Source organism: Gilvimarinus sp. 1_MG-2023 (assembly GCF_030548285.1).
Window position 1 is genome coordinate 92492 of sequence record NZ_JAUOSC010000011.1, and the last position, 12469, is coordinate 104960.

At 48.1% G+C, this 12469-nt stretch carries 12 protein-coding genes; 6 read left to right on the plus strand and 6 right to left on the minus strand.

Annotated elements, in window-relative coordinates:
• Positions 1-49 precede the first annotated feature (49 nt).
• Positions 50-1468, minus strand: a complete 1419-nt coding sequence (locus Q4563_RS12435) for an MvaI/BcnI family restriction endonuclease (protein ID WP_303604702.1) — start codon at positions 1466-1468, stop codon at positions 50-52.
• Between the two features lie 259 nt (positions 1469-1727).
• Between Q4563_RS12435 and Q4563_RS12440 the strand changes: the two genes are divergently transcribed.
• The 3 genes from Q4563_RS12440 to Q4563_RS12450 all read left to right on the plus strand — a co-directional run bounded on the left by Q4563_RS12440 (position 1728) and on the right by Q4563_RS12450 (position 5481).
• Entirely contained in the window at positions 1728-3305 is a 1578-nt protein-coding gene (locus tag Q4563_RS12440; protein ID WP_303604703.1) for a DNA cytosine methyltransferase, read from the plus strand.
• Between the two features lie 113 nt (positions 3306-3418).
• Positions 3419-4981 (plus strand): DUF262 domain-containing protein, encoded by a 1563-nt coding sequence (locus Q4563_RS12445; RefSeq protein ID WP_303604704.1) that lies wholly within the window; start codon positions 3419-3421, stop codon positions 4979-4981.
• A 5-nt stretch (positions 4982-4986) separates the two neighbouring features.
• Positions 4987-5481, plus strand: a complete 495-nt coding sequence (locus Q4563_RS12450; protein ID WP_303604705.1) for a HEPN domain-containing protein — start codon at positions 4987-4989, stop codon at positions 5479-5481.
• 38 nt (positions 5482-5519) lie between these two features.
• On the opposite strand, the gene Q4563_RS12455 is transcribed toward Q4563_RS12450, so the two are convergent.
• The 4 genes from Q4563_RS12455 to Q4563_RS12470 form a co-directional block, all read right to left on the minus strand.
• Entirely contained in the window at positions 5520-5786 is a 267-nt protein-coding gene (locus Q4563_RS12455) for a hypothetical protein (protein WP_303604706.1), read from the minus strand.
• Positions 5787-6466: 680 nt separating this feature from the next.
• The gene (locus Q4563_RS12460; RefSeq protein ID WP_303604707.1) at positions 6467-6736 is read right to left on the minus strand and encodes a hypothetical protein; all 270 of its coding nucleotides are present in this window, start codon (positions 6734-6736) and stop codon (positions 6467-6469) included.
• Positions 6737-6838: 102 nt separating this feature from the next.
• The gene (locus tag Q4563_RS12465) at positions 6839-7969 is read right to left on the minus strand and encodes an MFS transporter (protein WP_303604708.1); all 1131 of its coding nucleotides are present in this window, start codon (positions 7967-7969) and stop codon (positions 6839-6841) included.
• A gap of 49 nt (positions 7970-8018) precedes the next feature.
• The gene (locus tag Q4563_RS12470) at positions 8019-8912 is read right to left on the minus strand and encodes a LysR family transcriptional regulator (RefSeq protein ID WP_303604709.1); all 894 of its coding nucleotides are present in this window, start codon (positions 8910-8912) and stop codon (positions 8019-8021) included.
• Positions 8913-9034: 122 nt separating this feature from the next.
• On the opposite strand from Q4563_RS12470, the gene Q4563_RS12475 reads away from it, so the two are divergent.
• From Q4563_RS12475 to Q4563_RS12485, 3 genes are all read left to right on the plus strand, one after another.
• Complete coding sequence (locus Q4563_RS12475; RefSeq protein ID WP_303604710.1) at positions 9035-10018, plus strand: LLM class oxidoreductase; 984 nt, start codon at positions 9035-9037, stop codon at positions 10016-10018.
• 69 nt (positions 10019-10087) lie between these two features.
• Positions 10088-11077 (plus strand): zinc-dependent alcohol dehydrogenase family protein, encoded by a 990-nt coding sequence (locus Q4563_RS12480; protein ID WP_303604711.1) that lies wholly within the window; start codon positions 10088-10090, stop codon positions 11075-11077.
• A 24-nt stretch (positions 11078-11101) separates the two neighbouring features.
• A complete protein-coding gene (locus Q4563_RS12485; protein ID WP_303604712.1) occupies positions 11102-11905 on the plus strand; it encodes an SDR family NAD(P)-dependent oxidoreductase in 804 nt (267 codons plus the stop codon).
• 77 nt (positions 11906-11982) lie between these two features.
• On the opposite strand, the gene Q4563_RS12490 is transcribed toward Q4563_RS12485, so the two are convergent.
• Entirely contained in the window at positions 11983-12267 is a 285-nt protein-coding gene (locus Q4563_RS12490) for a hypothetical protein (RefSeq protein WP_303604713.1), read from the minus strand.
• Between the last annotated feature and the right edge of the window lie 202 nt (positions 12268-12469).

Sequence of the window (12469 nt, forward strand, 5' to 3'; positions counted from 1 at the left end):
AATGTGTGAGGGGCAGTTTAATATTCCACCCTAGGCCCGAAGCACGATATTATGTGTGATGCTCCCTTCTATCAACTAACTGGTACTCTCGTGGCTCTGGAAATAGCAAAGGTAGGTCTCGCTTGTTTATTTTAAACAGGGGGCCTTTCTCTGTAACTCTAGGCTTCAATTTACCGGATCGCTTTATTAAATGATCCATTGTAATAGTTCCATCTTCAATTAAGGGCATTAATTGACTGATAATTGGCGTTTTAGTGTGAGTTATTGTTTCCAAGTTAAAATATTCTTCCCCATTGACAATTCTGGTGGTGGCATGAATCCAGAATGTTTCACTATGCTTCTCTTTTAGCCTTCTTCTAAGTACTTCGCCAGACCAAGCAGCAACATTTTGACCCGAAGTATGAACCTCCGTTAGCTCATCTTTACTGTCGCTATATTTAAAGTAAAGGCCTTGAGAGTTAGCTTTCCGTGCGCTAATTGTACAATACAGTTTATAATCGTCTTCGCGCTGATAGCCATATTTTTTTAAAATCTCAGCGCTACTTTTGCACTGACTTTTACTCCAATCTGGAACTTGAGCAAATAAAGTTGAGCGATTTTTAGGGCTTCGCCCTGACTTAAGCTCTATTCCCTTATAGTCTGGCAACTTGCTTGAATTAGGGTCAACTCCTAGTGCGGCCTCAATCGTCATACCAATTGTAGTATTTCCATGACCTATAGCTTTGAGCGGCGCCTTTGCCAGCTGTCGCAACTTACCTAAAAGCTCATTTACTGTGTCTTGACTCGACTCTAAATACTTCAACAACGCATGACGTATTGCGCAGTCAGTTTCAAAGCCACTAGATAAATCTTGTTGTGCTAGATTAAAAAGATGGGGGGTGCCATCAATTAGTACAATAGCTATCAAATCTCCTGCGTTGCAAAAATGATTTAACTCTCGAAACCACATTCGGGGGTCGCCATTTTTTGTAATCGGCCGGTACAGGCTCATAGTGGTACCTTGAATCCGATCGTCATATACAAAAAAGGCGTCTTTTAGTATTTTGTGATTAGGCCCTTGTGGTTGATCGTCATAGTTATGAAAGCTTTCCAATAAAAAGTGCGTTCTAATTTGTTGTGTGGCGTCTAGAATGGACTTTTTTAACCCTGTCGGTGTAGGAAAAAATGCAGAAAACGCAATACCTTCTTTTGCGAGAAACCGGCGATTGAGTTCGGTTAAATTATTTATTTCAGAGGTGGTGTCGTTCCTCTTTGTGTCCTCAGCAAGGTCTATATGTAACGATTGAAATTCTGATTGTTTATGTTCTTCTGCTTTTTTTAGTAATTCTTTCCAGCTGCTGAAGCCTGCCTCTCGGACAACGTAATCGAGAGCTTGGGCATGGGTGCAGTTGGTTTCATTTTTTAATTTTTTAGCAGCTTGCTTATAGCGCTTGATCTTACGTTCAGTAAGTGGAGGTTGGTCCGCCATAATTTCCTCTGCACTACAACAGTCTATGTTCGGAAGGTGCAAACTTACTGCCCACAAATAAGCTTTCTAACCGAATTGATGTTGTAATACGAGAGGACGCGAGGGGTCTTTACTAGAGTGGGCTGAAGGCTGCTCTCAGAAGCCTAGATATTAGATTACCGTTTGTGATAGTTAGTGTCAATAACCCCCTCCTGGAATTTACGGGTGAATTCCTTTAGAATACGCCTCGGCATAACTAACTCTAAATGGGCACCCTACTTTGAACCATATCGAACTATTTGCTGGCTGTGGCGGTCTTTCTCTAGGATTGGAAAAAGCTGGTTTTAACCTGGTTTTGGCTAATGAGCTCTCTCCAATGGCTGCAGAAACTTTCGCCTATAACTTCTTTGGCGAAGATCTTGAAAATTATGCAGTGGTTGGCAGGGTGCCGGAATCAGTAAAATGGCTCTCAAGCAAGTATGACACTATAGATATATCAAAGCGCTTAAGAGAAAACCCCTTTCAATTTCCCGGTATCGATGAGGGATTTTCAGACATTGATTCAAACATAGAGTCAATGAAGGGAAAGCTAGTTGTCGGAAGCATTGTTGAATTGAATAAGCTTCTAGAAAAAAGAACTTCCCTGCGAATGGCAATAAGGGATGGCTACGGCGCCGGTGGTATCGATCTAGTTTCGGGAGGGCCTCCATGCCAAAGCTTTAGTATGGCTGGACTACGGAAAAAGGATTGTGATAAGAACGTACTTCCGTGGGAATTTGCCAAATTTGTAAAAATGATAAAGCCTCGTTTTGCCGTTCTCGAAAACGTCACGGGTATTCTGCGTGCGTTTACTGAAGGAGGTGTTCGCTACCATGCCTGGTTTGAAGTTGCGAAAGCTTTTGCTGAAATCGGATATGTGCCTTTATGTTTGCATGTAAATGCTCGTTTAGCTGGTGTTCCTCAGAATAGACCAAGATTTTTAATGATTGGAGCTCGTCTGGATTTCTATAGGTCTCTCAGGCCAAATCTTAACGATAGTGAAAAACTACTTTTCTCGTATGGAGAAAAGTTTGTCGGAAAGGTAAGAAAAAACCCCGAGTCTGTAGGCTTGGAGGACTTAAAGTACTTTGATGTTCTACGAGATAAAGATCTAGATTTGATGAAAAAATCCTTTTTGTCTGATTTGGTGATAAAAAATCAGGTGTCAGTAAAAGATGCTTTGGACGATATAAAGTTTTCTAATCCTTCTGGTAAGTCGAGGTTCGTAAAGAGTGTTAATAGGGAGTTTTCATTTCTGAAAAAAAGAAAAGAAATATTTAATCACGAACCTAGAAATAATAGTGATTCGGTCCGGCGACGCTTTCGAATATATCAGATAATTAAAAAGTGCTCAAAAGCAACTGAGCGAGAGGCCTTGCAAGTTCTTAAGGGTATGAGTTCTGAGTTGAGTGAGCGTGCTTGGGGTGAGTTGAGGGAATACAGATTCTTGCTGAAAGATGGTTCATATAAGTTATTTAGGCATGGTGAAAAGTCAAATTTAATAGAGTTTTTTCATGCTCATACTACTAAAAAAAGAACTCAAAATGCACTGGACTCTAAGTTGCCAGCGCCCGCTGCGCTGTCAATACCTGATGATGCGTGTCATTATGATGAGGCTGAGCTTCGAACGTTGACTGTTCGGGAAATGGCAAGAATTCAGTCTTTCCCTGATGATTTTGTTTTTCGTTCCAAGGTTACTACCGGTGGCCAAATGCGAAGATATGAAGTTCCTCAGTATACGCAGGTGGGCAACGCGGTTCCTCCGTTGCTTGGCTTGGCCGTAGGTAATGCCTTGGCTAATTTGCTAATTAGAGTTTAGTTATGTCAGTTTCTGTAGTTTTGACCGGCATAGGATATGCTGCTAGTTATTTAGAATGATTTTACAGCAATGAAGTTCGAAAAAACGGATGAGGTGATTGTATGGGAGATAGAGTGCTCAATAGCGATGAGTTAAAATGGGAGGTATGGTTAAAGGAGAGGAAGATTAATTATGCTCTAGTCTTTCTAACAAGAAATGCTCTCGATCATCATATAATCGACGCTACCAAACCCATCGTCAAGCTGCTAGGGGATGAGCAACTTCATGATTACGAAAGACAAAATAAGGGGGCGGAGGGTAAGGTTTTTATTCCTTGTGTGGTGCTTAGTGATGGTGGTCAGTTCGAAACAAAAATTTCTCTCTATCGGCCTAAGACAAAAGACGGTGATCCAAGATTTTGGCCGGGGCGATTTACTAATTTTGCACAGCCAGAGGAGGTGTTTGCTTTATTTGTTTCGAATGAACAAATTATTCTTCTAAATCTTACAAATAATGAACCATCCAGAGCGGCCGATTATGGTGAGCTCATAGATATTATTGAAGAAGCGAGCCAAGTTGATATTGCCGCTAGTGTTGATGAAAATTCAGAAATAACTGAGGTTGAAGAGGCGGATAGCAGTGAGTCAGATGAGCCTTCGAGATTTGAAGTGTCAAGTTATGGGTGGGATAGTGATGTTGAGGGACTTGTTAAAAGAGTTAGGCGAGGAGATATAAAGCTTCCTGGTTTTCAGAGGGGGTTTGTTTGGAGTGTTACGGAGCAGTCTAGATTTATCGAGTCCTTAATACTAGGTTTGCCGGTGCCCAATATTTTTTTGGCGAAAGATGGTGATTCCAAAACTTTGAATATTGTCGATGGGCAGCAAAGGCTAAAGACGCTAGATCGATACCTCTCTGGAAAATTTTCAATATCGAATAGCAAGAAAATACATGAAGATCTAAGAGGTCGCTATTTTAATACTGATGTTGCTAAATCATCTAGATCTAAAGTTCTAGATGAGTCGGATGCGAGAGCGTTAAGTGATTCTATTCTTCATAGTATTGTTATAAGACCGGATCCTGCTTCGGATAGTGATGATTATGGATATGAATATAACAAAGCTGTAGTTCAAATATTTCGGAGATTGAACACTAGCGGAAAGCCGTTGCAGCATCAGGAAGTAAGGTCCTGTATATTTCATGGGGAATTTGATGATTTATTGCATGACTTGAATGAAGACGCAAGCTGGCGAAAGCTGTTCGGTGCGGTTCATAATCGATATAAGGATGTTGAAGCTATATTAAGATTTTTTGCGCTCTACGAAAGTTTTGAGATATATAAGGCGCCCATGCCTAGCTTTTTAGACGAGTTTATGGAGGTCAATAGACGTATAAGTGGTGAGAAAGCGATCGAGTATCGTAGAATATTTGAGACGACTGTGCGTGGTTTATTAGTGTCGGGCGGAGAAAGTTTGTTCAAGAAAGGTGGGACTTTTCTCCTATCAAAATTCGATGCAATTATGGTTGGGTTTGCGAGGTCAAGACTTTTCCACGGTGATTTCCAAAGTTCAAATCTTTTGATAAGGATAGATGAGATCTTAGAAAGTGAGCAGTACAAGAATGCAACCTCTGACTTTATTAACGATACCGAAAATGTTAAGAATAGAATAAGAATTGCAATGGAAATATTTGAAAGGTGAATGCAATGACGTCGAGAGCTCGTCACCAGTCGTACAGGAGGTATAAGTCAAGAATTGATAATTTGTTCAGGATTTACTCCGAGGAGAGAAATCCCGATCCGGAAGCTCTTTCTCATAACGCGAAGTACCTCGCTGTACTTACTTCTGGTTATCTGGAGCAGGCAATAAAAGAATTGTTGTTGCATTATGCTTCAAAAGGTGCCAATCAGAAAATATTACGCTATGTTGAGGTGACTTGGCCGATATCCCGAAATATGACTACGGAAAATATTAAGATTATCCTTTCCAGCTTTAATAGTCAGTGGGGAGAGGATTTTGAAGGTTGGCTGTTATCAAAAGATGAGCGAAAAGGTCATATAAACTCAATTGTTAAGTGGCGTAATGGGATCGCCCATGGACAGGAATCTAATACAACAGGAGTGACAATGGTGTCTGTTAAAACGGCTTTCGATAGTGTTGAAGGTTTGGTGGAGTATATAGAATCCCTATTGGAAGCTTAATAAAATGTTGCACTTAAATGAGTAAGCTACGATAAGCTTCAGGTTTTACAAAGTTCAATGGTAATGTTTAGTATCGAATGCCCGTGCAATTCTCTATACAGCACCTGATTTGCATAAGTTTCCAGCTCAATCCAAAGCTTTCCGTTTTGTGATTCGGGATTTTGTAGGTAGGCTTGATAAACGTTATAGGCATCTTCCGGCTTCATATAACGCCTGCGTATGAACTCTTGGGCAAGCTCCTCGGCCGCCTCTTCGTGATGTTGGCTGGCTTGGCTAATACCTTCGGCAATAAGTTCGTACTGCATTGCGTGTTCTCCTGTAGTGCTTACAGGATTATTGTTGCGCCTGAGGAAAGTGACGTCTACGGACTATAAGTCACATCCCTAAACTCAAATGCAATAATTAGCCATATCAAGAGGAAAAGCTTTTACGAAGTGGCGTCAACGCTATAGACGCATAAATATGCTCATTCACTTTACTACGAAGTACCGCTTTTAGGTCCCCTGCAGCCAGCCGAGCGTAGGCCTATTTTAAGGGGTAAGAAAATAGAGGCAAGGTGAATTGCACAGCAAGAGAGGGCAGCCTGGGCTGCATTTGCGCAAGCATCGCCACGCCACGGAGAAGGTGAATTGCGAAGTAAGAGAGGCTGGCCTGGGCCACGGCGTGTCGATGCGGCCCGCTAAAATAGGCTGTAGCGAGGGGTGAGATCTAGCGTTTGCAAAGTACCACTTTGTGCGTAATCGAACAACAGTAAGCTGTGCTTGCTGGCCGGACGCTCAGCGACGAAGGGCTGAGATGCTGGGGTGGCCTTTGACGTGCAAGGACGCACTAATGCCGTGGGTGTATGGATACGCAGGAACGGCATTTTGGTTACTTTGATTTGGCCAAGCAAAGAAAAGTCACTCGCCACGCTCGGCGAGACGAGCTTATAATTTAAGTCCGCGTTAGCGGCGCCTATATTTCTTGGCGTATCTACCCCCAGAGCTTATGAAGGCTTAAGCATTTCAACTTCAATCGTAATCAAAGAGTTCTCATGCATCTCCCCATACAACACCTGATTCGCATAAACCTCCAGCTCTCGCCATAGCTTCCCGTCTTCGGATTCGGCGTTTTGCAGGTAGGCTTGATAAACGTTATAGGCATCTTCCAGCTCCATATAACGCCTGCGTAGGAACTCGTGGGCAAGCTCCTCGGCAGCCTCTTCGTAGTGTTGGTTGGCTTGGCCGATACCTTCGGCAATAAGTTCGTATTGCATGGCGTGCTCTCCTGTCGTGGTTACAGGATTATTGTTGTACGGCTAGGCTGCAAGGTCTACGGACTATAAGTCACATTTCTGAGAAATTTGCCGGCCGTTAATTCACCGGCAACTCCCTTTCGCATTTACCACTACCAAAACTAACAACCCGGCCAAACACCAGAAGGACGTGGTAAGCCCTACCCATTCAGCGACAAAACCAATCAGTGCTGGGCCGATGAGGATGCCGGCGTAGCCGGCGGTGGTAACGGCGGAGATGGCGAGTGCGGGGGGCATGTCTTTTTGTTTGCCGGCGCGGCGGAACAGTACGGGAACAATGTTGGCGAGCCCCAGACCGATTAGCGTAAAACCTGCGAGTGAAACGGTTGTTTGGTCGATGGCCAGTAAAATCACAAAGCCCGCAACCGAGAGTAACCCGCTACTGACGAGTAAACGGTAGTCGCCAAAGCGGGTGGCGAGTCGGTCACCGTTAAGGCGACCCGCTACCATGGCAATCGCAAACAACATGTAACCCAAACCGCCGTGGCTTGCCTGCACTTTTTCCGTTGCCACAATAAGCAGCGCGCTCCAGTCGAGAATGCCGCCCTCGGCTAGAAAGGCGATGGCGGTAAGCGCGGCAATAAGCCAAATTTTTCCGCGGGGCATGGCCAGTGTTGTATCGCCTGCGGGTGGACGGTCATGCAGTAAGTTGGGGGCGGAAAAAGCCATTGTCCCAATCATGATCACGGTACCTGCCAGGCACGCGGATAATAAATTTAATTGCAATGACAGCAGCAAGGTAATAAAGCCCGCACCGATAAACGCACCCAAGCTAAACATGGCGTGAAAACCAGACATAAGGGGTTGGTCTGATGCTTGCTCCACTTCAATGGCGTGCAGGTTGATAGCAACATCCAGTGAACCCATGGCGGCGCCGAATGCGAATAAAACAACACCGAGCAGTTCAATGCTAGCGGCGTAGGGTAAGAGCGGTAAGATTAATGCGAGCGCAAAGCCACTGATCAGAATCACCGACCGGCTGCCAATACGCGCCGCAATAATACCGGTTAACACCATGGCAACCAGAGAGCCAAAACCAATACACAAAAGCAGTACACCCAGAATGGCTTCGCTAATGCCTAAATCACTTTTAATAAAAGGCACCATCGGCGCCCAGCAGGCAATACCAAACCCCGCCACTAAAAAACCGAGGCGGGTGGCTAAGCGAGTGGCGGGCGTGTTGGAGTTAGGCATCAAGAGAGTGTGGCGGTTTCATCATGAGGCGCCAGTGTAGCATGATGCTTTATTGCTCCCAGTAAGGTATTCCACTGTATAAGCCGGCAAAGTAATCAATAAACGCCCGCACTTTGGGTGCCAGTTGCCGCGAGCTGGGGTAGACGGCCCAGAGGGAGGTGTTGGACACCAGCGGGTAGTCTTTAAGAATGTGCACCAGCTCGCCGCTGCGCAATTGTTGATAGGCGCTCCAGGTGGAGTTGATAGTGATGCCAATGCCCTGCACGCAGGCGTCGCGCACGGCTTCGCCGTTGTCGGTGCGCAGTTTGGCCTTAATTTTGAGCGCGATTGGCCCCTCGGGGCCGGTAAAGCGCCAGGTGTCTAATCCGGTGAGCGTCAGGCATTGGTGCTGAGTCAGTTCGTGCGGTGTTTGCGGTATGCCAAACTCTTCTAGGTAGGACGGCGCGGCGCAGAGTATGCGGTTATCCGGTGCCAGCTTGCGGGCGATCAGGCTGGAGTTTTTAAGCTCGGCATTGCGAATGGCGATATCAAAACCGCCTTCAACCAAATCGACAATCGCGTCCGAGAATCGGCAGTCGATGGTCAGGTTGGGGTAGGCTCGCATAAAGTCATGCATTTGCGGCATTAAATGCATGCGCCCGAAAGAGGCCGGGGCGGTGATACGCAAGGTGCCGCTGGGGGCGTGATTGCCCCGGCCTATGGCGGCCTCGGCCGCCTCGACGCTGGCGAGCACATCTTCGGCGTGGGGTAAGAATGCCTCGCCGTCTTCGGTGAGCGATACATGCCGGGTGGTGCGGTGTATCAGCCGCGTTGCCAAGCTCTTCTCTAGCTTGTTGATATAGGCACTGGCCACTGCCGGCGACAGGTTTTGCTCTTCGCCGGCCTGGCTGATGTTGTGTGTGCTCGCCACGCGAACGAATAGGCGCAAATGCTCTATGTTCATAATATTATCAACGAAATCTTAAAAGTGATTGTTTAAAATACGGCATTATCAACAAGATCAAGTATAAATATACTGGCCCTTATCGATAAGCGCAAAGCTTTACGAGCCGAAGGAGCCATTTTGTGAATACATTTGCCCCTATTGCCGAGTCATTTCAGACGCTAAACGCCGCCTATACCCGCGTGTTTCGTCCCTCGCGCTTAACCTTAGGTTTAGTAGCGCCCTTGGAGCGCTACCCAGACAACCCGGTACCGGCGATGCAGGCGCATATCGAGCGTACCCGGCTGGCCGAGCAACTGGGCTTTGCCGCGCTTTGGCTGCGCGATGTGCCCTTTAATGTGCCCTCGTTTGGCGATGCCGGTCAGGTCTATGATCCCTTTGTGTACCTGGGTTATCTCGCGGCTCAAACCTCTGATATTGCTTTGGGGGTATCCAGCATTGTGCTGCCGCTGCGCCACCCCGCCCATGTGGCAAAAGCGGCGGCCAGTGTGGATCAGTTAAGCGGCGGGCGCTTGCTGTTGGGCGTGGCCTCGGGCGATCGGCCGCAAGAGTACCCGGCGATGAACCTCCCCTTTGCCGATCGCGCAGAGCGCTTTCGCGATGCCCTGCAATACATTCAGAGCGCCTGGCACAACCCGGCCGAGGTCAATAACCGCTACGGCCAACTGAGCCCGGAGCTGGAGTTATTGCCCAAGCCCACCGCGCGCGAAGTGCCTTTGCTGATTACCGGCTCCAGCCAGCAGGCGCCCGAGTGGATTGCGCAAAACGGCCACGGCTGGATGCTTTACCCGCGCGCTACCGACCAACAAAAAATCATTATTGATGCGTGGCGGTCGCGGGTAAAAGCGGCCGGCGGGCCTGCCAAGCCGGTTATGCAGCCGCTGTATATCGATTTGGCCGAAAACCCGGATGCAAAACCCGAGGCAATTCACTTGGGGCTACACGTGGGCAGCCGCCATTTGGTGGAGCGCCTGCACGCGCTGCAAGACATAGGCATTAATCATGTGGCGCTTAATTTGCGATTTAACCGCGCCCCTATTGAAGCGACGCTGGAGGTTTTGGCCCGCGATGTATTGCCCGAATTTCCCAGCGTGCCATTGGTATAAGCGGCCCAACCCGGCCCGCAAACTTTGTCCGCACCCTTTATTTTTTTAATTAATTTTCAGGAGAACACTATGCAAGCAATGACCTTAACCCAGTACGGTAGCAGTGAACATTTTACCTTGAGCGAGATCGCCCAGCCCGAGGTTAAGCCCGGCCATGTTTTGGTGAGCATCGCCGCCACCAGTGTTAACCCGGTGGACTACAAAATTCGCACCGCAGGGGAAGACTTACCCTTTGCCCCGGCTCTGCCCGCCGTGTTGGGAATGGACTTTGCCGGTACCGTTGACGCGGTCGGTGAAGGTGTGACGGATTTTGCCGTAGGGGATGAAGTTTACGGCTGCGCCGGTGGCCTGGCGGACTTACCCGGTACTCTGGCTGAGTACATGGTCGCCGATGCGCGCTTGATGGCGCACAAACCCAAAACCTTAAGCATGGCCGAGGCTGCCGCTTTGCCGTTGGTGAGCATTACCGCCTTTGAAGGCCTTACCCGCGCCGGTGTCAGCGCCGGGCGAAAAGTATTGGTACACGGTGGTTCCGGTGGTGTTGGGCATATTGCAACGCAGCTGGCCAAACAATTAGGCGCCGAGGTGTATGCCACCGGTGGCGGCGACAAGCAGCTGCAACTGATTGAATCGTTCGGCGCGACAGGCATCAACTACAAAACCCAAGCGGTGGATGAGTATGTCGAGCAGCACACTTCGGGCAAAGGCTTCGATGTGATTTACGACACCGTCGGCGACGCCAACCTGCTCAATTCGTTTCAGGCGATTGCGCTGAACGGCCAAATTGCAACGACCTCTACCATGTCGGAAATCGACTTAACCCTGGCTCATATTAAAGGCGCCAGCATGCATATTGTGTTTATGTTATTGCCGATGCTGCACAATGTCGGGCGCGAGCGCCACGGTGAAATTTTAAAGCAGGTGGCGAGTATTGTGGATGCCGGTGAGCTGAAACCGGTACTGACCGAGCAACAATTTACTCTGGCCGAAACCGCCGCCGCGCACGATTACGCCGAGAGCGGACAGGGCATGGGCAAAGTGGTTATTACCATTTCCTAGTGAACCTTAAACACGGAGAGCACCATGAGCAAAGCGATACTGATTACCGGCGCCACCGATGGCATTGGCCTGTTAACCGCACAAAAATTAGCGGCGCTTGGTCACTCGCTGCTGATTCACGGGCGCAGTGAAGCCAAGCTAAACGCCGCCGCAAAAACCTTGCGCGAGTGTGGTGCGGTATCCATTAGCACCTACCGGGCGGACTTTTCCGACTTGGCCGAGGTGGCGGCCATGGTGCAACAAATCAAAAGCCAGAGTGTCACGCCGGATGTGATTATCAATAACGCCGGTGTTTACAACATTGCCCAACCGCTTAATGCCAGCGGGCAGGATGTTCGCTTTGTGGTGAACGCTCTCGCCCCCTACCTATTGACCACCAGCCTGTTATCGCTAATGCCGCCCGGTGGCCGGGTCATTAATTTATCATCCGCCGCTCAGGCACCGGTGGATTTACAGGCGCTGACAGGCAAAAAAATCTTGAACGACGACTTTGCAGCCTATGCGCAAAGCAAACTGGCGCTCACCATGTGGTCGCACCAGCTTGGCCTTGAACTGAAGAGCAAAGGGCCGGCGATAATCGCGGTTAACCCCGGCTCGTTACTCGCCAGTAAAATGGTGAAAGAGGGCTTTGGTGTTGCCGGTAACGATTTAAGTATTGGTGCCGACATTCTGTTAAAGGCTGCTTTGAGCCCGGAGTTTGATCAGGCCTCTGGGCTTTACTTTGACAATGATAAAGGGGCATTTGCCGATCCTCATCCGGATGCATTGAACGAAGTAAAAGGCGGCAAAGTTATGAGAGAACTCAACAGGCTGATAAACATTGAATAGCCGTGCGCGCAGTATTACTGCAACGCTGCCTTGTTGGGTAGAGGTGGCTAGTTGGGTGAGGGCATAAATAAGGCGGCCTACGGATAACGAAAGCAGTCAGTGCGGAGCACGGATAAGAGGAAGATGTTGGACACCAGCGGGTAGTCTTTAAGAATGTGCACCAGCTCGCCGCTGCGCAATTGTTGATAGGCGCTCCAGCTGGAGTTGATGGTGATGCCCTGCACGCAGGCGTCGCGCATGGCCTCGCCGTTGTCGGTGCGCAGCTTGTCATTAATTTTGAGCATTTTCTTGAGAGATGTTGATGGGTGCTGGGGCTCTATAAATTGACTCAAATGGTGCGCGGCGAAGGGCGTGCGCACCATTTAGGGTCTGCAGGCGATGTGTCTTTGTATCGAGTGCTGCGTATTAATTGGCTAAAAATCAAGCATTTAGGCGCATTTTTATATGTTGGTATAAGCATTGCTGTATATCCGCTAAGAAGTATCCGGGACGACCCGGAGCGGCTTGCCGTTTCTTTGTCTGGACGACCAGGCGACGTTTTGAATATTCCAACTTATTCAGGAG